The 24,639-nt window shown below is 69.1% G+C and carries 20 protein-coding genes and 1 pseudogene; 9 read left to right on the forward strand and 12 right to left on the reverse strand.

Annotated elements, in window-relative coordinates; translation table 11 throughout:
• Positions 1 to 220: 220 nt before the first annotated feature.
• Positions 221 to 1,473, reverse strand: a protein-coding gene (locus NRF20_RS44460) for an IS3 family transposase (protein WP_413754391.1) whose coding sequence is annotated in 2 segments (ribosomal slippage) — positions 221 to 1,191 and positions 1,191 to 1,473 — 1,254 coding nt in all. Because the reading frame shifts where the segments join, the coding sequence is not laid out codon by codon here.
• Positions 1,474 to 1,593: 120 nt separating this feature from the next.
• Between NRF20_RS44460 and NRF20_RS44465 the strand changes: the two genes are divergently transcribed.
• The gene (locus NRF20_RS44465) at positions 1,594 to 2,475 is read left to right on the forward strand and encodes a tyrosine-type recombinase/integrase (protein ID WP_413754392.1); all 882 of its coding nucleotides are present in this window, start codon (positions 1,594 to 1,596) and stop codon (positions 2,473 to 2,475) included.
• Positions 2,476 to 2,637: 162 nt separating this feature from the next.
• Here NRF20_RS44465 and NRF20_RS44470 read toward each other — a convergent pair whose 3' ends face one another.
• From NRF20_RS44470 to NRF20_RS44500, 7 genes are all read right to left on the reverse strand, one after another.
• A complete protein-coding gene (locus NRF20_RS44470; protein WP_413754393.1) occupies positions 2,638 to 4,161 on the reverse strand; it encodes an aldehyde dehydrogenase family protein in 1,524 nt (507 codons plus the stop codon).
• Between the two features lie 105 nt (positions 4,162 to 4,266).
• Positions 4,267 to 5,517: a GAF domain-containing protein gene (locus NRF20_RS44475; protein ID WP_413754394.1), complete on the reverse strand. Its 1,251-nt coding sequence runs from the start codon at positions 5,515 to 5,517 to the stop codon at positions 4,267 to 4,269.
• 105 nt (positions 5,518 to 5,622) lie between these two features.
• Entirely contained in the window at positions 5,623 to 6,216 is a 594-nt protein-coding gene (locus NRF20_RS44480) for an N-acetylmuramoyl-L-alanine amidase (RefSeq protein ID WP_398633189.1), read from the reverse strand.
• A gap of 23 nt (positions 6,217 to 6,239) precedes the next feature.
• Positions 6,240 to 7,256: an acetamidase/formamidase family protein gene (locus NRF20_RS44485; RefSeq protein ID WP_413754395.1), complete on the reverse strand. Its 1,017-nt coding sequence runs from the start codon at positions 7,254 to 7,256 to the stop codon at positions 6,240 to 6,242.
• A complete protein-coding gene (locus tag NRF20_RS44490) occupies positions 7,253 to 8,740 on the reverse strand; it encodes an APC family permease (RefSeq protein WP_413754396.1) in 1,488 nt (495 codons plus the stop codon). The genes NRF20_RS44485 and NRF20_RS44490 overlap by 4 nt, the downstream gene beginning before the upstream one ends.
• Before the next feature lie 548 nt (positions 8,741 to 9,288).
• Complete coding sequence (locus NRF20_RS44495; protein WP_413754397.1) at positions 9,289 to 10,659, reverse strand: SWF or SNF family helicase; 1,371 nt, start codon at positions 10,657 to 10,659, stop codon at positions 9,289 to 9,291.
• The gene (locus NRF20_RS44500; RefSeq protein ID WP_398633193.1) at positions 10,656 to 13,550 is read right to left on the reverse strand and encodes a DEAD/DEAH box helicase; all 2,895 of its coding nucleotides are present in this window, start codon (positions 13,548 to 13,550) and stop codon (positions 10,656 to 10,658) included. The genes NRF20_RS44495 and NRF20_RS44500 overlap by 4 nt, the downstream gene beginning before the upstream one ends.
• A gap of 295 nt (positions 13,551 to 13,845) precedes the next feature.
• Between NRF20_RS44500 and NRF20_RS44505 the strand changes: the two genes are divergently transcribed.
• The 3 genes from NRF20_RS44505 to NRF20_RS44515 all read left to right on the forward strand — a co-directional run bounded on the left by NRF20_RS44505 (position 13,846) and on the right by NRF20_RS44515 (position 15,763).
• Positions 13,846 to 14,925, forward strand: a complete 1,080-nt coding sequence (locus NRF20_RS44505) for a fatty acid desaturase family protein (protein ID WP_398633194.1) — start codon at positions 13,846 to 13,848, stop codon at positions 14,923 to 14,925.
• Between the two features lie 84 nt (positions 14,926 to 15,009).
• Positions 15,010 to 15,192, forward strand: a complete 183-nt coding sequence (locus NRF20_RS44510; protein WP_114248565.1) for a hypothetical protein — start codon at positions 15,010 to 15,012, stop codon at positions 15,190 to 15,192.
• A gap of 40 nt (positions 15,193 to 15,232) precedes the next feature.
• Positions 15,233 to 15,763, forward strand: coding sequence for an MOSC domain-containing protein (locus tag NRF20_RS44515; protein ID WP_398633252.1), 531 nt, complete (start codon positions 15,233 to 15,235; stop codon positions 15,761 to 15,763).
• A gap of 86 nt (positions 15,764 to 15,849) precedes the next feature.
• On the opposite strand, the gene NRF20_RS44520 is transcribed toward NRF20_RS44515, so the two are convergent.
• Entirely contained in the window at positions 15,850 to 16,923 is a 1,074-nt protein-coding gene (locus NRF20_RS44520) for a hypothetical protein (protein WP_398633195.1), read from the reverse strand.
• Between the two features lie 120 nt (positions 16,924 to 17,043).
• A complete protein-coding gene (locus NRF20_RS44525; protein WP_398633196.1) occupies positions 17,044 to 17,352 on the reverse strand; it encodes a hypothetical protein in 309 nt (102 codons plus the stop codon).
• 109 nt (positions 17,353 to 17,461) lie between these two features.
• Here NRF20_RS44525 and NRF20_RS44530 point away from each other — a divergent pair, with 109 nt between their 5' ends.
• Complete coding sequence (locus NRF20_RS44530) at positions 17,462 to 18,364, forward strand: oxygenase MpaB family protein (RefSeq protein WP_398633197.1); 903 nt, start codon at positions 17,462 to 17,464, stop codon at positions 18,362 to 18,364.
• 24 nt (positions 18,365 to 18,388) lie between these two features.
• Here NRF20_RS44530 and NRF20_RS44535 read toward each other — a convergent pair whose 3' ends face one another.
• Positions 18,389 to 18,988 carry a class I SAM-dependent methyltransferase gene (locus tag NRF20_RS44535; protein WP_398633198.1) on the reverse strand — a complete coding sequence of 200 codons (600 nt, stop codon included), beginning with the start codon at positions 18,986 to 18,988 and terminating at the stop codon, positions 18,389 to 18,391.
• A gap of 129 nt (positions 18,989 to 19,117) precedes the next feature.
• Complete coding sequence (locus NRF20_RS44540) at positions 19,118 to 19,513, reverse strand: transposase (protein WP_398633253.1); 396 nt, start codon at positions 19,511 to 19,513, stop codon at positions 19,118 to 19,120.
• Here NRF20_RS44540 and NRF20_RS44545 point away from each other — a divergent pair.
• From NRF20_RS44545 to NRF20_RS44560, 4 genes and pseudogenes are all read left to right on the forward strand, one after another.
• Positions 19,508 to 20,490: pseudogene (locus NRF20_RS44545) on the forward strand (RNA-guided endonuclease InsQ/TnpB family protein); the annotation flags it as partial. The gene NRF20_RS44540 and the pseudogene NRF20_RS44545 overlap by 6 nt on opposite strands.
• A gap of 207 nt (positions 20,491 to 20,697) precedes the next feature.
• Entirely contained in the window at positions 20,698 to 21,573 is an 876-nt protein-coding gene (locus tag NRF20_RS44550) for an MHYT domain-containing protein (RefSeq protein WP_398633199.1), read from the forward strand.
• Positions 21,574 to 21,638: 65 nt separating this feature from the next.
• Positions 21,639 to 24,200 carry a nitrate- and nitrite sensing domain-containing protein gene (locus NRF20_RS44555; protein ID WP_413754398.1) on the forward strand — a complete coding sequence of 854 codons (2,562 nt, stop codon included), beginning with the start codon at positions 21,639 to 21,641 and terminating at the stop codon, positions 24,198 to 24,200.
• Positions 24,197 to 24,634 carry a roadblock/LC7 domain-containing protein gene (locus NRF20_RS44560; protein WP_398633201.1) on the forward strand — a complete coding sequence of 146 codons (438 nt, stop codon included), beginning with the start codon at positions 24,197 to 24,199 and terminating at the stop codon, positions 24,632 to 24,634. Before NRF20_RS44555 ends, NRF20_RS44560 begins: the two co-directional genes overlap by 4 nt.
• Positions 24,635 to 24,639 lie beyond the last annotated feature (5 nt).

Below are 24,639 nucleotides of genomic sequence, written 5' to 3' on the forward strand. Positions count from 1 at the left end.
AGTGGGTGGCCCTGGAGCGGCCGGTCAGCCGGCACTCGGCTGTGATGCCCAGCCGGTCCTCGACACCGGTGAACGCGGTGTGCACCACCGGGTCGGCCGCGTGCTTCAGTCCGCGCTCTCGGAGATCATTTCCAAGAGCGCGGAAGCTTTTCCCATCACTTCCAGTGCAGCCTTGTTCCGGGCCAGGTCCTTCTGAACCGCCCAGGGTTCGGTAGAGATCTCAGATTGTGGTTGTGACCTGGGGTTTCGTGAGTTCCGTGTAGTAGTTGGTTTCGTACTCGACGGGTGGGATGTGCCCTATCTCTCCGTGGAGCCGGCGATGGTTGTACCAGTCGGCCCACTCGGCGGTGGCGAGCTCGACCTGGGAGAGTGTCTTCCAGGGCCGCTGGGGTTTGATCAACTCGGTTTTGTACAGGCCGATCGCGCTCTCCATCAGGGCATTGTCGTAGGCATCGCCGACCGAGCCGATGGAGGCGGCAATGTCGGCGGCGTCCAGATGCTCGGCGAGCCTGAAACTCGTGTACTGCGACCCGGCGTCCGAGTGATGGATCAACTCACCTGGCTGTATGGGGTGTTGGTCGCGGTCACGTTGCCAGATGGCCATCTCCAGGGCGTCCAGGACGAAGACGGTCTCCTTCACGGTGGCGGCCGACCAGCCGACGATCCGGCGGGAGAAGGTATCCAAGACGAACGCGACATAGACGACGCCGGACCAGGTCTTGATGTGGGTGAAGTCCGCCACCCAGCACCGGTTCGGGGCCTGGGCGACGAAGTCACGGTCGAGGCGGTCCGGGGCCCGGTCGACCTGCCCGCCGGGGAGCGTGGTGATCACGCGTTTGCCGCGGATCGCGCCCTGGATGCCGAGTTCGCGCATGAGACGCTCGACGGTGCAACGGGCTGCGGTATGCCCCTGCCGGTTCAGCTCGCGCCAGATCTTCCGGGCCCCGTAGACACGGTAGTTGGCGGTGTGGACCTGGCTGATCAGCTCCTTGAGCTCCGCGTCCCGCACTGAACGTGTTGACGGAGCGGCCTGTCGTTTCTTGTTGGCGTAGTCGGTTGAAGGGGCGATCTTGCAGTCGTGCTCGGTGAGCGTCCTGCAGATCGGCTCGACGCCGCCGAAGCGGTCCCGGTGCTCGTCGATGAACGCTACGAGCGTGTGTGTGGCCGGTCGAGCTCGGCCGCAAAGAAACTCGCCGCGGCCTTCAGGATCTCATTCGCCCGCTTGAGTTCGGCATTCTCCTTCTTCAACGCCTTGAGCTGAGCGGACTCCTCCGTCGTCGTCCCCGGCCGCGTGCCTGCGTCGATCTCGTGCTGCTTCAGCCAGTTCCGCAGTGTTTCGCGGGACCCGATACCGAGCTTCTCGGTCACCGCCTGCAGAGCGGCCGTCTCGTTCGGGTAGTCGTCGCGCACCTCGGCGACCATGCGCACCGCGCGGCGGCGGAGCTCAAGCGGGTAACGGGAAGGTCGTGCCATGACTCGATCCTTTCATGAAATCGAGTCTCCATTCGAGCCGGGGCGGTTCAGTGGCGGAAGGCGCTGGACTGGATTAGTCGAAACTCCCTGCCCGTCAGCGCTATTGCGGAAGCCGATGTGATGCGACGGGCGCTGGATGCCCTGTGCCGAAAGCTTGACGGCAAGCCGGCTGCGGCCAAGACAGCACGACGTAAGCGGGCCGCACTCAGCGAAGTGCTCAACGCAGCAGTCGAAAAGGGGTACTTCGCGGAGAACCCCCTAAACGGCCTCAGATGGAACGCGCCAGCGGTTAACGAGGAGGTGGATCCTGCCGCCGTCCCCAATCCGACCCAGGTCGTCCGACTGCTCGCGGCGGTTGCCCAGCAGCGCGGGCGCGGTCCGCACCTTGAAGCGTTCTTCGGCTGTATGTACTACGCGGCCATGCGGCCGGCGGAGGTCATTCACCTCCGGCTCGAGCAGTGCCACCTGCCCAAGACCGGGTGGGGGATGCTCAACCTGTCGGGCGGCGTCGTCACCGCGGGAAAGGAATGGACGGACGACGGCGCAGTGCACGAGGTGCACTCCCTGAAACGCCGTACAGCTACCACGACCCGGCCGGTGCCCATCCCACCGCAGTTCGTGCGCATCCTCCGCGCGCACATCAAACGGTTCGGCGTCGCATCGGACGGCCGACTGTTCCGAAACCAGGTCGGCAACTATGTGGACACTGCAGCATATGGCACGACGTGGGCGCGGGCGAGGGAGCAGGTCCTGACCCGGACGGAACTCGCCTCTGGTCTGGCCAAGCGGCCCTACGACCTCCGGCACGCCGGGATCTCATTCTGGCTGTATGCCGGTGTCGACCCGGCCGAATGCGCTCGTCGCGCGGGCCAGAGCATCGAGGTCCTCTTTCGTCACTACGCCAAGTTCCTGGACGGCGTTCGGGAACAGGCCAACCGCCTCATCGAGCAGTCCATGGACGAGTGGGACCGCGTCAGCCAGCGCCCTGCGCCTGAGGTGTGATCCTGAATTTTGGTCCGTGACTGGTCCGGAAGCGCTGGTCGGGAGCGGGATGGGAGTGGGAGGAACTGGGAGTTACAGCATAATCCGGGCCCTGCTGCAATAGGGCCTAGCGAAAGGCGCCTGACGGGTAAAAGCCCAGGTCAGGCGCCTTTTCTTGTGCCTCTAGAAGAAGCCGAGCTTCTTCGGTGAGTACGACACCAGAAGATTCTTCGTCTGCTGGTAGTGCTCCAGCATCATCTTGTGGTTCTCGCGGCCGATCCCCGACTGCTTGTAGCCGCCGAAGGCGGCATGGGCCGGGTACGCGTGGTAGCAGTTCGTCCAGACCCTGCCTGCCTGGATGGCACGGCCCGCCCGGTACGCGGTGTTGATGTCACGGGTCCATACGCCCGCCCCGAGGCCGTACAGCGTGTCGTTCGCCGTTTCGATCGCGTCGTCGAAGTCGCAGAAGGACGTGACCGCCACGACCGGGCCGAAGATCTCCTCCTGGAAGACCCGCATGCGGTTGTCGCCCTCGAAGATGGTCGGCTGGACGTAGTAGCCACCCGCCAGCTCCCCGTCGTACTCGATCCTCTGACCGCCCGTGAGGACCTTCGCGCCCTCCTGCTGGCCGATGTCCAGGTACGAAAGGATCTTCTGCAGCTGATCGTTGGAGGCCTGGGCGCCGATCATCGTGTCCGTGTCCAGCGGGTGTCCGGGCACGATCTTCTCGGTGCGGGCGATGCCCGCCTCCAGGAATTCGCTGTAGTGCCCGCGCTGGATCAGTGCGCGCGACGGACAGGTGCAGACCTCGCCCTGGTTGAGGGCGAACATGGTGAAGCCTTCGAGGGCCTTGTCGCGGAAGTCGTCGTCCGCGTTCCACACGTCGTCGAAGAAGATGTTCGGCGACTTGCCGCCCAGTTCGAGCGTCACCGGCTTGATGTTCTCGGAGGCGTACTGCATGATCAGCCGCCCCGTGGTGGTCTCACCGGTGAAGGCGATCTTCGCGACACGGGGGCTGGAGGCGAGAGGCTTGCCAGCCTCCGCGCCGAAGCCGTTGACGATGTTGACGACGCCGGGCGGAAGGAGGTCGGCCACCAGCTTCAGCCATACATGGATGGAGGCCGGGGTCTGTTCGGCCGGTTTGAGGACCACCGCGTTGCCCGCCGCGAGCGCCGGGGCCAGCTTCCAGGTCGCCATCAGGATGGGGAAGTTCCACGGAATGATCTGCGCGACGACGCCCAGCGGCTCGTGGAAGTGGTACGCGATCGTGTCGTCGTCGATCTCGCTGAGCGATCCCTCCTGAGCGCGCAGCGCACCGGCGAAGTAGCGGAAGTGGTCGATGGCCAGAGGGATGTCGGCGGCCAGGGTCTCGCGTACCGGCTTGCCGTTGTCCCAGCTTTCGGCGACCGCCAGTTCCTGCAGGTGCGCATCCATCCGGTCGGCGATCCTGTTGAGGACCGAGGCGCGGTCGCCTGCCGCGGTGGCTCCCCATGCGGGGGCCGCGGCGTGTGCCGCGTCCAGGGCCCGTTCGACGTCCTCGGCACTGCCGCGGGCGATCTCGGTGAAGGGGCGGCCGTTGACGGGGCTGGGGTTCTCGAAGTACTGGCCACGGGCGGGCGGGACGTACGCGCCGCCGATCCAGTGGTCGTAGCGGGACTCGTACGAGACGATGGCGCCCTCGGTGCCCGGCGCAGCGTAACGGGTCATCTCTGTGGCCTCCCGGATCCGGTGCCGCCCGCCGTTGGACGGCCCTCGGCGTGAGGGTAGGCAGCGCGACGTTGCAACCCCGTTGCGTGGGCGGCGGGGGAGCGGCTACCGCTGCTCGGCGTCCAGTGCCCGGGCTCTGGCGAGGAGCGCGGGCCGCTGTCCCGCGGGTACGGCCGCGGCGAACGCCTGCCAGACCGGGAGATCGTCCTCGCCCCATGGGCTGTACGCCCAGTCTGCCAGCAGCCCCGGGTCAGCGCGAGCGATGAGCGCTGCCCGCAGCTGCTCGTCGAGCCGGCGCCGCAGGCGGATGACAGATGGTGCCTGTGAGCCCGGCAGCAGCGGACCCGCGTAGGCGCTGAGTGCCGCCGCCACCGCTCCGGATGCCAGTCTGCGCGCCACCGTGTCGAAATCGGCGTCGACCGGCGCGGAAAGACGGTAGGGGCGGGAAAGGAGGAGTTCGGGGCCGAGCAGTCGCCGCAGTCGCGAGAGTTCGGCCCGCAGCGTTACCGGGGTCACCGACTCGTCCTCGTACAGCTCGACAAAAAGTTCGTCGCCGCCGAGGCCCTCGGGGTGGCGGGCCAGCGTCACCAGGATCTCGCTGTGCCGCCTGCTGAGCGGGATCTTGCGGCCTCCCGCGACGAGCAGGGCCCCGTCCCGGCCGAGCGCACTGAGCTGGATGGTCTCCCCGGCCGACGAGGGCGCGAGGAGTGCCAGCTGCGACTCGGCGGCACGTGCCACCGCCTGCACGAACGCCAGGCTGTGCGGATGCGCGAGCCGGTCCCCACCGGTGATGTCCACGGCGCCCAGGACCCGTCCCGTGTGCGGGTCGTGGAGCGGCGCCGCCGCGCACGTCCACTGCTGGACCGGCCGCAGGAAGTGCTCGGCGGCGAAGACCTGCACCGGCCGGTCGACGGCGATGGCAGTGCCCGGCGCGTTCGTCCCGGCCACGGACTCGGCCCAGCGGGCGCCCTCCACGAAGTTCATCCGGCTCGCGGCCCGTCGGGTCAACGCGTGTCCTTCGACCCACAGCAGTCTGCCGTGCGCGTCGCACACCGCGAGAAGATGTTCGCCGTCCGTCGCGTACGCGCTCATCAGCTCGCGGATCAGCGGCATGGCGGGGGCCAGGGGATGCCCGTCCCGGTACGGCCCGAGGTCGTCCGTGCCCAGCTCGACCAGGGCCGTACCGTCCGGGCTGACCCGGGCCCGGGCCGAACGCCGCCACGACTCGCCGACCACCGGCCGAACCGGCCGCTCCAGCCGTCCGGCCGTGGTGAACACCTCGTGTGCGTGCTGCAGTTGGCCGAGCCGTTCACCGGGGTCCGTATCGGCTGCCAGGGCCACCCAGGGATCCGTCAACTCACCCTCCCGTTCAGGGGCGTCGTGCACACCCCATCGTGGCCGCAGTCGACGTCTGCGACAACCACGGTGCGGAGAGCAATCGGAGGCGGCGGCGAAGGGGCGTCAGCCGGTTCCGTAGAGATTGACGAGACGGATGTAGCGCACCCAGTCCCAGTTCGGGCCGGGATCGGTGTGGTCGGTGCCAGGGACCTGGGCATGGCCGAGGATGTGCGCGCGGTCCTTGGGGATGCTGTAACGGTCGCAGACCGAGGCGGTCAGCAGTGCCGACTTCTCGTACATGGCGTTGGTGAAGTACGAGGGCTGGTCCACCCAGCCCTCGTGCTCGATGCCGATGCTGCGCGTGTTGTAGTCCCAGTTGCCCGCATGCCAGGCGATGTTCTGCTCCCGGACACACTGGGCGACATAGCCGTCCGCCGAGCGCACCACATAGTGCGCGGAGACCTGTTTCGCCGGATTCTGGAAGATCCCGATCGTGTTCGGAAACGTCTCCTGGGTGACATGGATGATCACGTACTGGATGGGATAGGTCGAAGGGCGGCTCGACGCCGTGCAGTTGGACGTGGACGCGGGAGTCCAGTGTGCGAGCGGATAGTCGGTGTCGCCTGCCGCCGTGGAAGCCGCGGCGCGGGCGGAGGCCGGGATGAGCGTGGCGGCCGCCGTCGCGGCGGCGCCCTGAAGGATCCTTCTGCGGTGCATGAACACTCCTGGGGGGAAGGGGGTCAGGGGCTGGACAGCAGTGTCGCAGTCTCCCGCAGATGACGGTGGAGCCCGCGATGGGGATCGCCTGCGGGCAGCCACTTTTTGCGGATCTTCGCCACACAGGTGTAGTTGGTGTCGCACACATTGGCCAATGGCGCCTCACCGGCCTGGCTGATCAGCTGATAGGCATCTAGTTCGGACAGGCCGTAGTCGCGCGCCAGCCACTGCACCAGGTCCAACTGCGAGATACGGAAGGCATCTTCGAGCGGACGGGCGGAGCCGGTCGACATCAGATGGGTGTCGGACTCGATCCGCGGCCACGGTGTCGTGACACCCTTCAGCAACTCGACCAGCACCACCGTGTTCATCGCGCATTCCACAGCGACCCCGCAGGTCTCGCCCTCGCCCTGACGGGCATGACCGTCCCCGAGGCTCAGCAGCGCACCCTCGACGTTGACGCCCAGATAACAGGTGACGCCCGCCCTCATCTCGGGTGTGTCCATGTTCCCGCCGTGCGCGTCGGGCACCAGCGCGGACCTTACCTCCAGATTGGCCGGCGCCACCCCGACCGTGCCGTGCATCGGATCCATCGGCAGCTCCACCTGGATGTCACTGTCCCTGGCGCTGAACAGACAGGTGCGGCGCGCCCGGTCGAGCTGCCACATCCACACCACCTCGGGCAGCGGAGCCTGCAGTGACGCCGTGGTGTGCGTGGAGGTGAGGGCCCCGAAGAGAGGCACGGTCGTCGAGGCGGCCCAGTCCCTGGCCGGTTCGACGGACACGAAATGCACCGCGACCGTGTCGCCGGGCTCCGCACCCACCACATGGAAGGGACCGGTCTGCGGATTGAGGAAAGGGAATTCGCAGACCGCGGAGACCAGGTCCTTCTCGGAGCGCACCCGGCCGGCGAAGCAGTCCTCCGTATACACATCGAGGAACGTCCCCGGCTCGATACGGGCGACCGGCGCCGCTCCGCCGAAGGTCCAGGCGTACTCGCCCTCCTTGGGGCGGACGGTCAGGATTCGGGGGTCGTTCATCGCTGCACTGCTCCTGTCTCGGGTTCCCCGGCCGGCTCTGGGGCGTCGTCAAGATGGATCCGTCCGGTCTGTGCCACCCGCTCAGGATGTCTGCGCAGCAGCACCGCCAGCACAACGATCCCGATCAGCATCCAGACACCGACGACCGGACCGGCGTACGAGACGGGCGCACTCAGCTCGGAGACGAATTCGAAGGCCGGAATCCCGGCGGCCGTCAGCAGCGCGGGGACGAACGCCGCGATGCCGAGTACCGGGAAGAGCAGATGGAGTACGGGGCTGAGCGCGTCGCGCCGTCGGCGCAGGAAGTATCCGGCGCAGGCCAGGTTCACGATGATGTACACACCGGTGATCACGGTCACGATCACGGTGGCCAGCAGCACGAAGGCGGTCACGGGGTCGTAGGCGAAACCCAGTCCGAGCGCCACGCCGACCGCGATCACGAACTGCACGGCCACTCCGGTGACGGGGGAGCGGCGGCGCGGATGAAGCCGCGCGAAGGCCTGCGGGAACACCCCGATGCGGCCGAGGGCGAACGCCGTCCGGGTCGACACATTGGCGCACGCATTGGCGTTGGCCACGGTCGAGTTGACCACGGCGAGGAAGAGCAGCACCCAGAACAGCCCGAACGAGGCGCGGGCCACGCCTTCCCACGACGCCGCGCCCGAAGCGCCGAATCCGGCGAACCTGTCGGGCCCGAAGTACACAGACATCGCATAGGTGGTGAGGACGTACACCAGACCGATGGAGAGTGCCGCGCCGAGCACCGCACGCCGCATCGTGCGCCGAGGGTTCTTCGTTTCCTCGGCGAGTGGTGCCGCGGCTTCGAAGCCGGAGAAGGCCAGCACGGTGTAGACCGAACCGGCGAAAATACCGCTGATGCCGCCGAAGCCGTCCGCGGTGTGCGAAGTGCCGAACACCGACAGGGTGTTGTCCGATCCTGCGTGCTCTATGAGCAGTACGGCGAAGGCGACGAAGACGAGCACCTCGAAGATGCCGAGCACGGTTCCGAACCGGGCGGAGGCCCGGACTCCGAAATACCCGGCGAGCGCGATGAACAACGCGCCCAGCAGCGACCACGGCCACCACAGGCCCGACGGGTAGGACGACCACTCCTGGTGCAGTGTGCCCGCCGTGGTGAAGCCGAGCTGAAGAAGTAACAGCGCGGGCACCAGCGCTTCGACGAAGACATAGCCCCAGCCGACGAGAAAGCCGATGGCCGGATGCAGCCCCTGCGCCGAGTAGGTGGCTACCGAACCGGCAGCCGGCAGATGGCGCGCCAGCTCCGCGACACACGAAGCGGTGAACAGGCAGGCGACCAGTGCCACCACCACGGACAGCGGCAGACTGCCGCCCGCGAACGCGGCTCCGGCCGGAATGGACGCGGCGATGGCGGCGGCCGGCGCCATCGCCGTGATGCTCTGGAAAAGGACTTCGCGCAGCCCGATGGCATCGTGTAACAGACCGCTGCTCGAATCCCCCGACACCCCGTGACTCCCTTTGTCCGATGACCGGAAGGTGTTCGCCGATGTACGGCCGAGCGTCTCGCGCGCCCTACCGTACGGGCGTCGCGTGAGTGGCGGAAGATGGCAGGAGCCCGAATCCGGGTGTGTGCGCGGGGTGAGCCGCCGGATCACGGACGCGGACGACCCCGGCACAGGGCCCGGCTTGCCGAGAGGAACCGGGTGCGGGGATGGCGAGCGGGGAATGCGGGCTCAACAACCGAGAAAGCCTGGATGGTGTCGTGTACGCGCCGCCGTCGGCGCCGACCGCCGGTCGTCGGGCTCGACAGGCTGCGGGGAGGCTCCAGGAGGGGCGTCTTCGAGCAGGGCGAGCGGCAGGAGGACGGCGCACAACACGCGTGGACACGAGGCCTCCTGAGGGACCAACAGCGCGTGCGGCCACCAGGTTCCGCCTCTCCCTCGATGCACGGTCACATCGAGTTGAACGCAAGGGCGGAACGTGACGACGGGCGGGGGCCGGGCGTCCTGCCCGGTCCCCGCCCGTTCGCCGCCGATCGGCCCCGATGACGACCTCAGTCGTCCGACACGCTTGAGCCTGCCAGCGCCGCCGCCGGATCGTCATCCGCCGGACCTGCCGGGACCCAGCGCCCGCTCTCCTTGCGGTACGGCCACCAGCGCCCGTCCCGCCCGTACCGCAGCTGTACACCGTCTTCGACAGCGGTCCAGCGATTGCCCGCCCACCGCAGCCGGGGCTGCTCGCCCTCCTCCCAAGCCTCGGCGAGCCGGGCCCGGGCCCTGGCCAGAGACTCCGGATCCGGCGTCCACTCCTCATCCAGCACGGTGAGCGCAGCCGCCCCGCCGTACTGCCAGGCACGCACCGCCGCATCGAGTTCGGCTCGCGACCGTCCCGATCCGGCTGCCAGCCGTGTCGCGATCCAGGGCTCGGGCCGGGTGTTCGCGACCAGCCGCACGGCATCCTGCTGCGGCGTCAAACCGGTCGGCAGCGACTGCTGTTCATGGCCGAGGGAGAGAGCGTCCGCCAGCATCCGGTGGGCGCGCGCCGCACTGTCCGTCGCCAGCAACTCCAGTACCGCTGGGTCGACGCCGGGTTCCGGTTGGGTCTCCGTGTCCAGCGACGGCGCAGGGCCGGGCTCTGCGGGCAGCGGCGGGGGAGGGGGCAGCGGGGGCAGGATGTCGCGCGCGGCGAAAGCCTCGTCCGCCCGTACGCCACGGTCCTTCGCCTTGGTGCCGGCGGCAGCGGACCCGTCGGAGAGGGCGGCAGGGCCGAACGGCCCGTGCCCCTCGGCGCGGGCCGCGATGCGCACCTGGAGTTCGTCCAGGAGCCTCCGCTCGCCGCGCCCCCGTATGAGCAGCAGGACGAACGGATCCTGATCCAGCAGCCGCGCCACCTGGTAGCACAGGGCAGCAGTGTGCGGGCAGTGGTCCCACGCCTCGCAGGTGCACTCCGGGTCCAGATCGCCGATCCCCGGCAGCAGTTCCACACCTGCCGCCGCAGCGTCCTCCACCAGGTGCGGCGGCATCTCGCGGTCGAGAAGCGCCGCAATGTGCCCCGCTCTGTCGACGGCCATGTCCAGGAACCGTTCCCACTCCGCCTCGTTCAGCTCCTGGAGGAGCACATCACTTCGGTACGTGGACGAGTCCCGGTCCCGGACGACCGCGGTGATCCGGCCGGGCCGCACGGAAACCGCACCGACCCGGCCCTCGCGGGCGAACCTCCGCCCCTTCTTGAGCTGTTCACCGTCCAACGCGGTGTCCTCCAGGGCCTTCAGCCATGCCCGGCCCCACCAGGACTCCGCGAAGCCGCGGCCATGCGCGGGCGCCAGCGCGGCGAAGGTACGTTCCTGTACCGGCGCCGGGGCATCGCTCCCGTCGCCTTCGTATCCTTCACGGTCGTAGCTCACACTGTCGTATTCGTCGCTCATCGCGTGCCCCCTCGCAGCTCCACCAGATCGGCCAGTTCCGCATCCGTCAGTTCGGTCAGCGCCGCCTCGCCCGAGCCGAGCACCGCGTCCGCCAGTCCCTGCTTGCGGGCCAGCATGTCGGCGATCCGGTCCTCGATGGTGCCCTCGGCGATCAGCCGGTGCACCTGTACCGGCTGGGTCTGCCCGATCCGGTACGCGCGGTCGGTGGCCTGCGCCTCCACCGCCGGGTTCCACCACCGGTCGAAGTGCACGACATGGCCCGCCCTGGTGAGATTGAGTCCGGTGCCGGCCGCCTTCAGCGACAGCAGGAAGACCGGGGCCTCGCCCGCCTGGAAGCGGTTCACCATCGCCTCCCGCTCCGCGACCGGCGTACCGCCGTGCAGGAACTGCGTGCGCACCCCGCGCGCCGCCAGGTGCTGTTCGAGCAGCCGGGCCATCTGCACGTACTGGGTGAACACGAGCACACTCGCGTCCTCCGTCAGGATCGTGTCGAGCAACTCGTCCAGCAGCTCCACCTTTCCCGAACGGTCCTCGATCCGAGGCTCCTTCTCCTTGAGATACTGCGCCGGGTGGTTGCAGATCTGCTTCAGGGCCGTCAGCAGCTTCACGACAAGGCCCCGCCGGGCGAAGCCGTCGGCGCCGGAGATCGCGGCCAGCGTCTCCCGCACCACCGCTTCGTACAGCCCCGTCTGTTCCGCCGTCAGTGACACCGCGCGGTCGGTCTCGGTCTTCGGCGGCAGCTCGGGGGCGATGCCCGGATCCGATTTGCGACGTCGCAGCAGGAACGGCCGCACCAGCGCGGCGAGCCGCTCGGCCGCCGCCGGGTCGCCGCCCTCCGCGGTCCGCGCATAGCGGGTACGGAAGGTGCCTAGCCGGCCCAGCAGGCCGGGCGTCGTCCAGTCGAGGATCGCCCACAGCTCGGACAGGTTGTTCTCCACGGGGGTGCCGGTGAGCGCGACGCGTGCCTGTGCGCCGATTGTCCGCAGCTGCTTGGCCGTTGCCGAGTACGGGTTCTTGACGTGCTGCGCCTCGTCGGCGACCACCATGCCCCACCGGATCTCCGCGAGCTTCGCCGCGTCCAGCCGCATCGTGCCGTACGTGGTGAGGACGAACTCGCCGTCCACCAGGTCGGCCAGGCTGCGCGATCCGCCGTGGAAGCGGCGTACCGGCGTACCGGGCGCGAACTTCTCGATCTCCCGCTGCCAGTTCCCCATGAGCGAGGTCGGGCAGACCACGAGCGTCGGCCCTGCGGCCGATTCGATGCTCTGGCGGTGGAGATGCAGAGCGATGAGTGTGATCGTCTTGCCGAGCCCCATGTCGTCGGCGAGACATCCACCGAGGCCGAGCGAAGTCATGGTGTGCAGCCAGTTCAGGCCGCGCAGCTGGTAGTCGCGCAGTGTGGCGGTGAGCGCAGGGGGCTGACCGACCGTCTGCTGTCCACCCTGCTGCCCGCCGGACTCCGGGTCGGCCAACCGGCGGCGCAGCTGCTCCAGCCAGCCGGTGGCCCGGACGCCGACCCGACGGCCGCCGACCTCGGTGGAACCGGTCAGCACGGCTCCGAGCGCATCGATCGGAGTGACCTTGCGGTCCTGGGTCTCGCGGGCGCGCTGTGCCGCCTCGGGGTCGATCAGCACCCACTGGTCGCGCAGCCGCACCACCGGCCTGTTGGCCTCGGCCAGGCGGTCCAGCTCGGCGCGGCTGAGCTTCTGGTCGCCCAGCGCGAACCACCAGTTGAACGTAAGCAGCGCATCGGCCGACAGGAGCGGCGGCGTGTCCGAGCCGGTGCGGACGAACCCCTGGTGCTCCTGACTGTCCCCGTCGTCGGGTGGACCGATCACCGCACGTGCGGTGAGCTTGCGGGCCAGTTCCTTGGGCCAGTGGACCTGGACCCCGGTCGCGGCGAGTGCCCGTCCGGCGGGGCCGAGAAGTTCGCCCAGCTCTTCGTCGGCCGGTTCGATGGAGTCGGGCACTGCGGCCGACAACAAAGGAGTCAGCGGTGGCCAGGCACGGGCGGCCCGGCGCAGCGCCAGAAGGGCATCCATCCGGGCCCGGGGGCCGAAGGCGGCAGCGGTCGGCGCGGACCCCGCCCAGACCTCGGCGGCATCGGCCACCAGCGCGGGATCGCTGACGCTGTGGATCTGCAGAACAGCCCGGAAGGACGGCCCGGCGGTCGGCTCGTCGTCCTCGCCCGGAGCTGTCAGCCCGGACACCTCCATCCGCAGCGAGAGCCGGACGCCCGCATCGTGCCCGGCCGCGACATCGGTGGCCCAGGCCCGTTGACCGGGCAGATGCTGTGGTGCGTCGACGGCGAACGCCGGGCCGCCGGTGGCGAAGGCCGCGGCGGGGGTGCGCGGCAGGCCGTCCGCCACCGCGTCGAGGAACGCGCGCAGTAGCAGCTCGGGATCGGGCAGCAGCACGGGCTGCGCGGTTTTGTCGAGCGGCACCGCGTGGGCCAGGGGCGGCATCGAGGCCGCGAGTGTACGGATCCGCGACTGATCGTCGGCGGTCAGCGGCCCGGCCCGCCAGGCATCGTGATCCGTCGTACTCAGTCCTGGCAACAGCAAGCCACGGGCGGCGAGTTGCAGAGCGAGCAGCGCAGCGGCACCCCAGAAAGCGGCGGCGCCGGAGGCATGCGCCGAGGACCGCGCCCGCGTCAGTACGGGCAGTGCGTCCCGGACCGGAAGCAGCAGCGCCGGTACGGCGTACGTTCGGGCGTCGGCGCCGACGACGGTCAGCTCCTCGACGGAACCGGGACCATCGGGCGGACTGCTGCCGTCCGGACACCAGAAGGCGATACGGCCGGTGCGGGAGGGATCCGCGGGCAGGAAGACCACGGAGCAGCTGGAGAGTGCGGAGATCTCGGAGAGCGTTGCCGCAGGGAGCCTGTGCACAGCGATGCCGAATTCCTCAAATTTGACTAGTGGGGTCGAGTCGCCGAGAGTACTCCACCGATGCGCACCCGCGTGAGCGGAATCGCCGTGATCCAGCCCACTTCCGGATGGCTCGGCCGCCCTGCTCGGCTGCTGGGCACGACTGCGCGTGGCGTGCCCAGGGGTGTAGCCAGCACCCCCCTGGGGGGAGGGGGCTTACCCCCGGAAATGCCGGGTGGTGGCGCCATGGTTGCCACACCTCTGGTTACCGTACGTTTCTACAGGTCAGCGCAGCTTTCCAGAGACCGGAGACCCAATGCCCCAGGCCGTAGCCACCGCCGTGGAAGGCACCCGTGACGGTGCGGGAACTGCTGTAGGTGCCGGCGGTGCCGGAATTGCCCAGAGCCAGGGAAGCGACTTCGCGCCCCTTCTGCGCGCGGTCAAGGGGCAGGGACTCCTGGAGCGGCGCACCGGCTGGTACGCGATGGGCATCGCCACCAACCTGGTGGCACTGGGTGCCGTGCTCACCGGCATGTTCCTCCTCGGCAACACCTGGTGGACCCTGCTGCTCGCATTGCCACTGGCGATCTTCTGGTCCCGCACCGCATTCGTCGGACACGACGCCGGACACGCCCAGATATCCGGCGACCGCAGGGCGAGCCGGGCCATCGGCCTGGTGCACGCCAACCTGCTGCTCGGCATGAACGAGGCATGGTGGAACGACAAGCACGTACGCCACCACGCCAACCCCAATCACATCGACAAGGACCCGGACGTCGGCGTCGGCGCTCTGGTATGGACCCAGAAGCAGGCCGCCCAGCGCGAAGGCTTCGCCCGCTGGCTCACCCGCCACCAGGCCCGGCTGTTCTTCCCGATGCTGCTCCTCGAAGGCATCGCGCTCAAGATCTCCGGCTTCCAGTACCTGCGGCAGCAGCCCGCCCGGGAACGCATCCTCTCGGCACTGCTTCTGGTCGCTCACCTCGGTCTCTACGCGACACTGCTGCTTACTGTCATGTCCCCGGGGAAGGCCGTTGTCTTTGCCCTGTTGCACCATGCGCTGTTCGGGCTCCACCTGGGCATGGCCTTTGCACCGAACCACAAGGGCATGGAGATGCCCGATCCCGACGGCGACCGTTGGGGCCACCTCCAGCGTCAGGTACTCACCTCGCGCAATGTACGCGGCGGCATCCTCACCGACTGGTTCCTCGGCGGGCTCAACTACCAGATCGAGCACCACCTCTTCCCGAGCATGCCCCGACCGCATCTGCGTCTGGTACAGCCCATGGTGCGCGCCCACTGCGAGGCGCTCGGCATGCCGTACACGGAGACCGGACTGATCGAGTCCTACCGGCAGGCGCTCCAGCACATGCACGAGGTCGGCGAACCCCTCAGGTGAGGACTTCGGCCGGCTGGAACCGATGGGCGGGCACAGGCGTTCTCACAGCAGGAGCGGCCTCGGGCCGCGAAGGAGGCGTGGACGATGTCGAACAGCGCAAAGATCGCCATCGGGGGAGTCGTTGCGGCAGTCATCCTGATGCCGTTCATCGGATTCTGGCTGTCGCTGCTGGTCCTGATCGGAGTTCCGGCGGTTGCGTATCTGCTGCTGGATCCCAGCCAGCGACGCAGGCTCCGCAGGATCACCCGCAAGGAAATAGGCCGCTGACCACATGCTGAAACAGGGGGGCTCCGCTGTGAGCGGGACAGTGACCGTGGTGAGCAGTAATGAGGAGTATTCCTTCACCAAGCCGAACCGCCGGAGTATCACTCTGCTGGCCGGGCTCGGCGTGGAGGGAGATGCGCACGCGGGAGCCACGGTCAAGCACCGGTCCCGCGTCGCACAGGATCCCACCCAGCCGAATCTGCGCCAGGTTCACCTCATCCACGAGGAGCTGTTCGGCGAATTGGGAGCAGCCGGGTTCGAGGTCGCCCCGGGCGATCTCGGGGAGAACGTCACCACCAGGGGTGTCGATCTCCTTGCCCTGCCCGTCGGCACTCTGCTGCACCTCGGCGACGAGGCGGTTGTCGAGGTCACCGGCCTGCGCAACCCATGCCTGCAGATCGACAACTTTCAGGACGGGCTCCTCAAGCGGGTCGTCGGCCGGGACGAGGCGGGCCGGATCGTGCGCAAGGCCGGGATCATGGGCATCGTCACGGTCGGCGGAGTCGTCCGGCCGGGCGACCCGATCGAGGTCGAGCTGCCTGTCGGGCCGCATCGGGCGCTGGAGCGCGTGTAGTCCGGAACGCGTCGGCGACGTGGTTGGACCGCGCCTTCGGTCGGTTGGTCGGCTGTCGGTCTGCAGCCGCGCACCGACAGCCGCGCTCAGCTCGGCCGTACTGCGAGCGCGTCCAGTTCCTTCAACAGGCCGGGCAGTTGCGTGCCGCGCCCGACCGGCAGCACCTCGCCCGGTTCCTCGTCCAGCAGGATGAAGGCGATGTCATCGGTCCTGGCGACCAGTGACCAGCCGGGGCCGTCGGCGCGCAGCATTCGAGCGTCGCCCGTGGCGAAGGAGGACCGGACGCGGCCGGGCGGCGGCGGGGTGTCCACATAGGCACGCGCCTCCGCGAGCGCCCGCCGTACACCGGGGTGCGCTCCGGACGGTGTGTCCTTCGCGGGGTTCTCGGCGGTGGCGTCGGACCCGTCGCTCTCGGCCTCGACGTCGACCTCGGCTCCAGTCTCGGCGTCGCCCGTACCTCCAGCCGCAGAGTCGGCCTCGACGTCCACCTCAGCTGTAGGTTCAACCTTGGCTGCAGCGTTGAGCTCGTCGTCGTCCTGGTCCTCGCCCCCGGGCTCGGCAACGGCACCGTCCTTCTCGACGTCGCCGTCGTCGCCCCCGGCACCGTCCGCCCCACCCGGAGTGATGAAGACCGTCTCGTCGTCGATCTGCTCGCGCCAAGCCACCCACTGGTGCGCTATCTCGTCCGCACCCATGCGCCGCTGGGCCGGGCCCCACGAATCCGTGTCGGGCGGGGCCAGCGGCGCCGGATCGGTGCCCTCGGCCTCCGGGTCCGGCAGCGGATCGTGCGGGGCAGCCACTCCCGGAGCGGCGACCCCGACCGCGAGGGGCCAGCCGGGCAGCGCGCAGACCACCGAACGGTCGTCGGGGGAGAGGTCGTACTCCATTCCGCAGTCCCAGGCCGCGATCGCGACAGCGACCAGCAACACGTCCTCGACGACGACGGTCCAGCGCGCACCACTGCCGTCCTGGCCGAGGACCAGCCCGTATCCCTCGTCGTACGGTTCGAGTGCGAGCGCCGCACACGCGGCGGGGTAGTCGTCACCGAGCACGCTCGGGAACTGCGCAGGTGTCAGCAGCATCGCGGTGAGCACATACAGTGCGTCGTCGTCGGCGACTGTGTCGCTCGTCCCGGCCACGGCACCCTCCTCGTCCGTCATGGTTGTCCGTCGGCGCACCTTAACGAGTCGATAACCCGCTCGTCGAGGCCCTGACAAGGGAAGACGTGGTCCCGGACAAGGAGGGAATACGTGGGCCCGCGGTCCGGTGGACGGCGGGCCTCAGTCGGCGGGCAGGCCGAGGAGCGTACGGGCCACTGCCTGCGGCGACTCGTCGCGCTCGCGGGCCAGCGCGATGACGGCCCGGCAGGCCAGCTCGCTCACACCGAAGGAGAGCGCCTCGGGCGACACCCAGCCGCTCGCCTCGTCGATCCGCGCCTGATCGTCCTCCACGGATGCCGAGACATAGGTGGCTGCCGCCTCGAACAGATTGTGCTGCCTGTGCCGGTCTTCCCTGAGAGGTGCTGCTGACCGCGCGCCCTTCCGGTCGGAGGACGCAACTTTCCGCAGGCTGCCGATTATGCCGATCATGAAGACCGCCTTCCGAGGAACCGTGAGCGCATGACTTGCTCGTACACACTGACGGTCTTCCCCGCCGACGTAGAGTTGGACCTTCGACCGAGAATAGGGGGGCAGCACGGTGAAGCGGTACGACCGGCTGAAGGAGATTCAGCGCCTCGATCCGGAACGGGACTTCCTCCGCATCTACCGGATCACGGCGACCTACGAGTTTCCCTGGGACATCACCCGTGCTCTCGAACTCGCCCTGTATCGTACCTATGCAGTCCCCAGTATCGGCAGACTCCTCGCAGAGACAGCCGAGCTGACGAACCGTTCGCAAAAGCGCTACGACGACACCGCACTGCTCCTGGACACGGTCGTGGAGCACGGCTTCGAGAGCGACCCGGGGCGCACGGCCATCCGCCGAATCAATCAGATGCACCGCAGCTACGACATCAGCAACGACGACATGCGCTATGTGCTGTGCACCTTCGTCGTCACCCCGAAGCGGTGGCTGGACAGCTACGGCTGGCGCCGGCTGTCCGACCACGAACTCCGGGCGTGTGCCGCCTATTACCGGACCCTGGGTGCCCATATGGGCATCAAGGACCTGCCGGAGACGTACGAGGACTTCGAGCGCACCCTCGACACCTATGAGGCCGAGCACTTCGGCTGGGACGAAGGGGGACGCCGCGTCTCCGACGCCACGCTGGACCTGATGGGCTCCTGGTATCCGCGTCCCTTCGCTCCCATTGCGCGGAAGGCCGCCGTCGCGCTGCTCGATGATTCGCTGCTGCGGGCATTCCGCTACGAACGCCCGGGCTCCGTGACCCGAAACTTCACCCGTGGCGCTCTGCGCCTGAGGGCACGGGCCGTGCGACTGCTGCCGCCCCGTACCACCCCGCACTTCGCCCGGCAGAACCCGGAGATCAAGGGCTACCCGGACGGCTACGAGGTTTCCGGGCTCGGTACGTTCCCCACCTCGGGCATCCGCGGTTGTCCGGTCCCGCACGAGCGACGCCCCGGTGCCGCGGCCGAGTGAGCAGGAGCGGGGAACGCTCGCAGGTCAGAGCGTCCGTACGGCAAGGGCGAGGAACCGGTCGTCCTCATCCGTGTACGACTCGAGCCGCCAGCCCGAATGCGCCAGCAGCGGGCGGAGGTTGTGCTCGGCACGCAGGTCGTCGTCCGTGATCCGGCGGCCGTGGCGCGCGGCCAGGGCGGCCCGACCGATGGGGTGGAAGAGGGCCAGTTGCCCGCCCGGCCGCACCACTCGCGCCAACTCAGCCAGGTCCGGTCCGGGATGCGAGAGATGGGAGATCAGCCCAGCCGCGAACACCACGTCGAGCGACTGCGGCCTCAGGGGCAGGCGGGCGACATCGGCGAGGAGCAGCGCGCCGCTCCGGTCGCGTCCCGCCCGAACCGCCGACTCCAGCATCGCGGCTGTGAGGTCCACGCCCAGGGCCGTGCCCCGCGGTCCCACGGCCGCGCGCAGGGCGGGCAGCGCCCGTCCCGTACCGCAGCCGGCGTCCAGCACTGCGTCACCGGGGCCCAGTGTGAGGGAGTCGACGGCTGCGGCGTAGGCGGGCCCGTCGTCGGGAAACCGGGTGTCCCAGTCCGCAGCGCGGGCCGTGAAGAAGTCCTGGATGTGTGTGTGGTCATCGGCCATCCCTGATCTTCGCAGGGAATCCCGTCCTTCGGGACTCTGCTGAGGAATGCGTGATTCGAGTGGTCAGGCCGCGAGCATCAGAGCTTCGAGGCGGGAGGTGCGGGTGCCGCCGAGTGGGGTGCCGGTCAGCTATCGGTCGATGCGGATGAGGCTGATCGCGGTGGCGGCGAAGACGTGGCCGAGGCGGGTCGCGGGTAGATCGCGGTAGCGGGTACGGCGCAGGCCGGTGACACGGACGGCCTGGGAGATCGTGCCTTCGACCCCGGCCCGGATCGCGTAACGGTTCTTCCAATTGTCGGTCTCCTGGGCCTGGCGGACGGCTTCGAGGGCCTCGTGCCGTTCGCGGGGCAGGAAGGTGATGCCCCTGCCCCGGCGGCCGGACGGGGGCTTGGCGCACGACGTCTGCTTCGGGCAGGGGCGGCAGTGCTCGGCGGAGAAGAACACCTTGAGGACCGGAGTGCCGTTGCGGTGGCGGGGTGCCGGTCGGCGTCGCGGCGTTCTTTGCCCGGGTGGTGCGGGCAGCAGGCGACGCTTCGCCGGTTGGACAAGGCGTTCGCAGCGTTCTTCCGGCCGATCAAGGCCGGGGACAGGCCCGGTTACCCGCGCTTTCCTGGCGTGAACTGGTTCGACACGGTGGACTTCCCCAAGGACGACGATGGCTGCCGCTGGGACTCCACCTCGCACGACGCGGTCACGCGAGTGCGTTTCCAGAGCGTCGGGCACGTCAGGGTCAATCAGCACCGCGCGGTGGTCGGCAAGGTCAAGACCGTCAGCGTCAAGCGCGAGGGCCGTAGGTGGTTCGTCGTGCTGACCGCCGAGCACGACCAGCCCGAACCGCTGCCCAGGACCGGCAGTGTGGTCGGCATCGACCTGGGCATAACTTCGTTCCTCACCGACTTCAACGGTGTACACGTCCCCAACCCGCACCACGCCCTCAAGGCCGCCGCCAAGCTCGAAGCAGCCCGGCGGGCACTGTCCCGGTTCCCACGCCGCAAGGCCAAGGATCGCACCCGCAACCACCAGCGGGCCGTGGAGAAGGTCGCGACCCTGCACGGCAAGGTGCGACGCCAACGGCTCGACCACGCACACAAGACCGCGCTCGGCCTGGTCCGTGAGCATGACTTCATCGCGCACGAAGACCTCGCGATCCGCAACATGAGCCAGGCGCCCGCACCGAAGCCCGACCCCGAGACGCCTGGCGGCTTCCTGCCCAACGGGGCAGCGGCCAAAGCGAGCCTCAACCGTTCGATCGCCGACGCCGGGGGGTGTTCCTCGCGATCTTGAACGCGAAGGCTGAGAGTGCCGGGCGGGAAGTGATGGCCGTGGACCCCCGCAACACCTCCCGCACCTGCCCCGAATGCGGGCACACCGCGAAGGAGAACCGGCCCACACAGGAGAAGTTCCACTGCGTCAGCTGCGGCCACCAAGCGCATGCCGACAAGGTCGGGGCACTCAACGTTCTACGGGCCGGGCTGGTCCGTCGCAACGCCAACCAGGCATAGCGAGAAGCCCCGTCCTTCAGTACGGGGAGGAGCCACACAGACATGATCGCGTAGTTGCCACCGGAGCGAAACAGAGCGAAACATCGGGAAATGGGGAGCCTGTTCGAGCACTGTGTGATCGTTCGGGAACATCTCTCTGTCATATTTCAGCAGCTTTCGAAATGCGCCCCGGGCACGCGCCCCCATCGCGACTAGCGTCCCCGATCCATGGGACACCTGGACCACGCCACCTTCGGCTGGCTGACACCTGCGCTGTCGTACGCGATGGCATGCATCGGCGCGGCACTCGGACTTAGCTGCACCGTGCGGGCACTCGACACAACCGGCCGTTCGCGCCGCAACTGGCTGATCACGGCCGCATCCGCCATCGGCTCGGGCATCTGGACGATGCACTTCGTCGCGATGCTCGGCTTCGGCGTGACCGGCACCGACATCCGCTACAACGTGCCGCTCACCCTGCTCAGCCTGCTCGGCGCCATGGTGGTGGTCGGCGGCGGCGTCTTTGCCGTCGGCTACAGCCGTGACCGGACCAGGGCGCTGCTGCTCGGCGGGTTCGCCACCGGACTCGGCGTTGCCAGCATGCACTACCTCGGCATGGCGGCACTCCGTCTGCACGGCACGATCCACTACGACCCGCTGCGGGTCGCCTTCTCCGTCGCCATTGCTGTCGTGGCCGCCACGGCGGCGCTGTGGGCGGCGCTCAACATCAAGTCACCCCGAGCCGTCGCGCTGGCCTCCCTCGTCATGGGGGCGGCGGTCAGCAGCATGCACTACACCGGAATGCTGGCGGTCTCCGTGCACGTCGCGCCCTCCGGAAGGGAACTTCCCGGGGCCACGACCATGCAGTTCATCTTTCCCCTGGCCGTCGGCCTGGGCTCGTACCTCTTCCTCACCTCGGCTTTCGTGGCGCTCTCCCCGACAGCCAGGGAACGCGCCGCCTACGTCTTCGCCGAACGCACCGGACCCACCGAAACGGACTCATCCGGGGTCGCGCAACAGGGATTCACCGAGCGCGGGCCAGTCTTCCGGGCACGACGTGGCGACGTGAGTGACCACGACGTATCGCCTGCCACCACGCCCTGACGCCCCTGTACCCGGTCGACCGGCACCTGCGACACACCCAGCTCCACACCCGGAACGAGGAGGCCATGCGCCCACCCCGCACGACCCCGGAAACCGGTGCGACCGCGACCGCCCGGCCCACCGCCCCACCGGCGCGCGGACGCCGCGCGCACGCGGGCCCGCCGGCCGACGAGAGCGCCGAGCACGACGTGAGGCCGCTGCTGACACCTGACACATCCGTGCCGCGCGGACGGTGGACGCTGCGGCCCAGGACCGTACGCGCGAAGATCATCTCGCTGCTGATGGTGCCGGTCGTCTCGCTGCTCGCCCTCTGGGGTTTCGCCACGGTCACCACTGCCCAGGACGTGGCACGGCTGCGCCAGTTGCAGCAGGTCGACGACGAGGTCCGGGCTCCCATGTCCACCGCTGTCGCGGCACTCCAGAGCGAGCGCCGGGCGGCCATGCTTCAGTCCTCGGCCCCCAGCAGCGCCCAGGCAGCCGCACTGGAGCGCCAGACCAAGCGCACCGACAGCGCACTCGCCGCCCTGCGCCTCGACAGCGGCCACACCATCGCCGACACCGGCAACCTCCCGCCCACTGTCGCCGACCGGCTCGACCGGTTCCTGGACCTCACCCACCGAGTGCGCGCCGACAGGAGCGATGAGGGCGACGAGAACGCCGTGTACGACCAGTACACCGCGACCGTCTCGGCGGCCTTCGGCGTCTGCGGCGCCCTTACCGGAATCCAGGACGACGCACTCGGCTCGGACGCCCGCGTCCTGCTCGAACTCTCCCGCGCCGACGAGATGCTGGCCCGCGAGGACGCCCTGCTGGCCACGGCCGCTCGCACCGGAACGCTGAACGGCGGCCAACTGCGCCTGTTCACCGGTGCGGTGGATTCCCGAAGGAACTTCACGGAGACCGCGGGCGCGGATCTGCCCGCCACCGAGCGGGCCGCCTGGCAGAGGTTCACCGCCGCGGACGCCTACCGCCGGATCCAGGCCTCCGAGGACAAGGTGCTTGCCGCGCCCGCCGGTCGCGATGCCGCGCAGGCAGTGTCCGCCGCCGACTGGGAACGGGCAGCGGACCGCGTACGGAGCGAGCTGCGCACCATCGACACCACCGTCGGCCAACGCGCCGCCGGCCGGGCGAATCCTCTTGCCCGAGGGCTGTTCAGCCCGTCCGGAGCCGCAGTCCTCTTCGGCTGCGTCGCCGTCGCTGCCTCACTGGTGATCTCCGTGCGCATCGGCCGCGGACTCGTCGTCGAACTCGTCAGTCTCCGCAACAGCGCCCTGGAGATCGCCCGACGCAAACTGCCCCGCGCCATGCAACGGCTACGTGCGGGCGAGGAACTCGACATCGGGGCCGAGGCCCCGCAGGGCCCGGCCACCCACGACGAGATCGGCCAGGTCGGCGAGGCACTCGGCACAGTGCACCGGGCAGCCCTCAGCGCCGCCGTCGAACGGGCCGAACTCGCCGACGGCATCTCCGGAGTCTTCGTCAACCTCGCCCGGCGCAGTCAGGTGCTGGTCCACCGTCAGCTCAACCTCCTCGACAGCATGGAACGCCGCGCCGACGACCCCGACGAGCTGAGCGATCTCTTCCGGCTCGACCACCTCACCACCCGGATGCGACGGCACGCCGAGAGCCTGATCATCCTGTCCGGGGCGGCGCCGGGGCGGGCCTGGCGGATGCCCGTACCGCTGACCAACGTCGTACGCGCCGCCGTCTCCGAGATCGAGGACTACGCCCGCGTGGAGGTACGGCAACTGCCCGATGCCGCGGTGAAGGGCACAGCCGTCGCCGACCTCACTCACCTGCTGGCCGAGCTCATCGAGAACGCTGCACAGTTCTCACCGCCCCACACCAAGGTGCGCATCAGCGGCGAGCCCGTGGGCAACGGCTACGCCCTGGAGATCGAGGACCGCGGCCTGGGCATGGGCAACGAACTCCTCGGCGAGGCAAACCAGCGCATCGAACAGGCGGAGGCACTCGACCTCTTCGACAGCGACCGGCTCGGCCTCTTCGTCGTCAGCCGGCTCTCCGTACGCCACCACATCAAGGTTCAGCTGCGCACCTCCGCGTACGGCGGGACGACCGCGGTGGTTCTGCTGCCAACGGCACTGCTGCAGAACGCACTCCCGGCGGCCGAGGCGCCGGCCGTGCCGGAGAAGCCCTCGGTCGAGCGCCAGGACGACCCGGACCGTCCGACCTTCGGACCCGGGCCCGGCCCCCGTGCGGTGCGACCGCGGACCACCGCCTTCCCGGCGTCGGTACCGGTACCCGCGCTCGAGTCCCGCACCCAGCCCGCTGCCGCGGTCACCTCGCTGCGCGGGCGTCCGGGCGGAACGGACGAGCACAAGGCCGAGGTCCCCTCCGAAGAGCAGCCCGACGACGGCACGCTGCCGCGCCGTGTGCGGCAGGCCAGTCTCGTTCCGCAATTGCGCGAGGAGCCCCGTCCCGACGAGCCACACGGCAACCCGAACGACAAGGGCCGCCCCCCGGAGCGCACCCCCGAGCAGGCCCGGGACCGCATGACCGCCTACCGCAACGGCTGGGTGCGCGGCGGCGGCACAGCCCCCGGCACATCATTGCCCCGCCCGGGCACCACCTACCCCCGTGCACGCAGCGAAGGAGACCATGCATGATCGCGAACGAGAGGACCGGGGTACGTCACACCTCGGGCGAACTCGACTGGCTGCTGGACGATCTGGTGGCGCGGGTCGGCGAGGTCCGCCACGCCGTCGTGCTTTCCGGCGACGGCCTCGCAGTGGGCGCCTCCAGCGCCCTCAGCCGCGAGGACGCCGAGCATCTGGCCGCCGTGGCCTCCGGATTCCACAGCCTGGCCAAGGGCGCGGGGCGCCATTTCCGGGCGGGGAACGTACGCCAGACCATGGTCGAGATGGACGAGGGCTTTCTGTTCGTCGCGGCAGCGGGCGATGGATCGTGCCTCGCCGTACTCAGCACGGCCTTCGCCGACATCGGACTGGTCGCCTACGAGATGGCCCGGCTCGTCAAACGGGTGGGTGAGCATTTGCGTACCCCGCCGCGGTTCGCCGCACCTCCGTCGGCTGTCGGCTGAGAGGA

The sequence above is a fragment of the Streptomyces sp. R-74717 genome (assembly GCF_047305335.1).
Classification (GTDB): Bacteria; Actinomycetota; Actinomycetes; order Streptomycetales; family Streptomycetaceae; genus Streptomyces; species Streptomyces atratus.

Excerpts from the sequence above, each read along its gene's own strand:
- NRF20_RS44465 (WP_413754392.1), top strand. The coding sequence starts at position 1,594 with ATGCGACGGGCGCTGGATGCCCTGTGCCGAAAGCTTGACGGCAAGCCG.
- NRF20_RS44470 (WP_413754393.1), bottom strand. The coding sequence starts at position 4,161 with ATGACCCGTTACGCTGCGCCGGGCACCGAGGGCGCCATCGTCTCGTAC.
- NRF20_RS44480 (WP_398633189.1), bottom strand. The coding sequence starts at position 6,216 with ATGCACCGCAGAAGGATCCTTCAGGGCGCCGCCGCGACGGCGGCCGCC.
- NRF20_RS44485 (WP_413754395.1), bottom strand. The coding sequence starts at position 7,256 with ATGAACGACCCCCGAATCCTGACCGTCCGCCCCAAGGAGGGCGAGTAC.
- NRF20_RS44495 (WP_413754397.1), bottom strand. The coding sequence starts at position 10,659 with ATGAGCGACGAATACGACAGTGTGAGCTACGACCGTGAAGGATACGAA.
- NRF20_RS44505 (WP_398633194.1), top strand. The coding sequence starts at position 13,846 with ATGCCCCAGGCCGTAGCCACCGCCGTGGAAGGCACCCGTGACGGTGCG.
- NRF20_RS44510 (WP_114248565.1), top strand. The coding sequence starts at position 15,010 with ATGTCGAACAGCGCAAAGATCGCCATCGGGGGAGTCGTTGCGGCAGTC.
- NRF20_RS44520 (WP_398633195.1), bottom strand. The coding sequence starts at position 16,923 with ATGACGGACGAGGAGGGTGCCGTGGCCGGGACGAGCGACACAGTCGCC.
- NRF20_RS44525 (WP_398633196.1), bottom strand. The coding sequence starts at position 17,352 with ATGATCGGCATAATCGGCAGCCTGCGGAAAGTTGCGTCCTCCGACCGG.
- NRF20_RS44535 (WP_398633198.1), bottom strand. The coding sequence starts at position 18,988 with ATGGCCGATGACCACACACACATCCAGGACTTCTTCACGGCCCGCGCT.
- NRF20_RS44550 (WP_398633199.1), top strand. The coding sequence starts at position 20,698 with ATGGGACACCTGGACCACGCCACCTTCGGCTGGCTGACACCTGCGCTG.
- NRF20_RS44555 (WP_413754398.1), top strand. The coding sequence starts at position 21,639 with ATGCGCCCACCCCGCACGACCCCGGAAACCGGTGCGACCGCGACCGCC.
- NRF20_RS44560 (WP_398633201.1), top strand. The coding sequence starts at position 24,197 with ATGATCGCGAACGAGAGGACCGGGGTACGTCACACCTCGGGCGAACTC.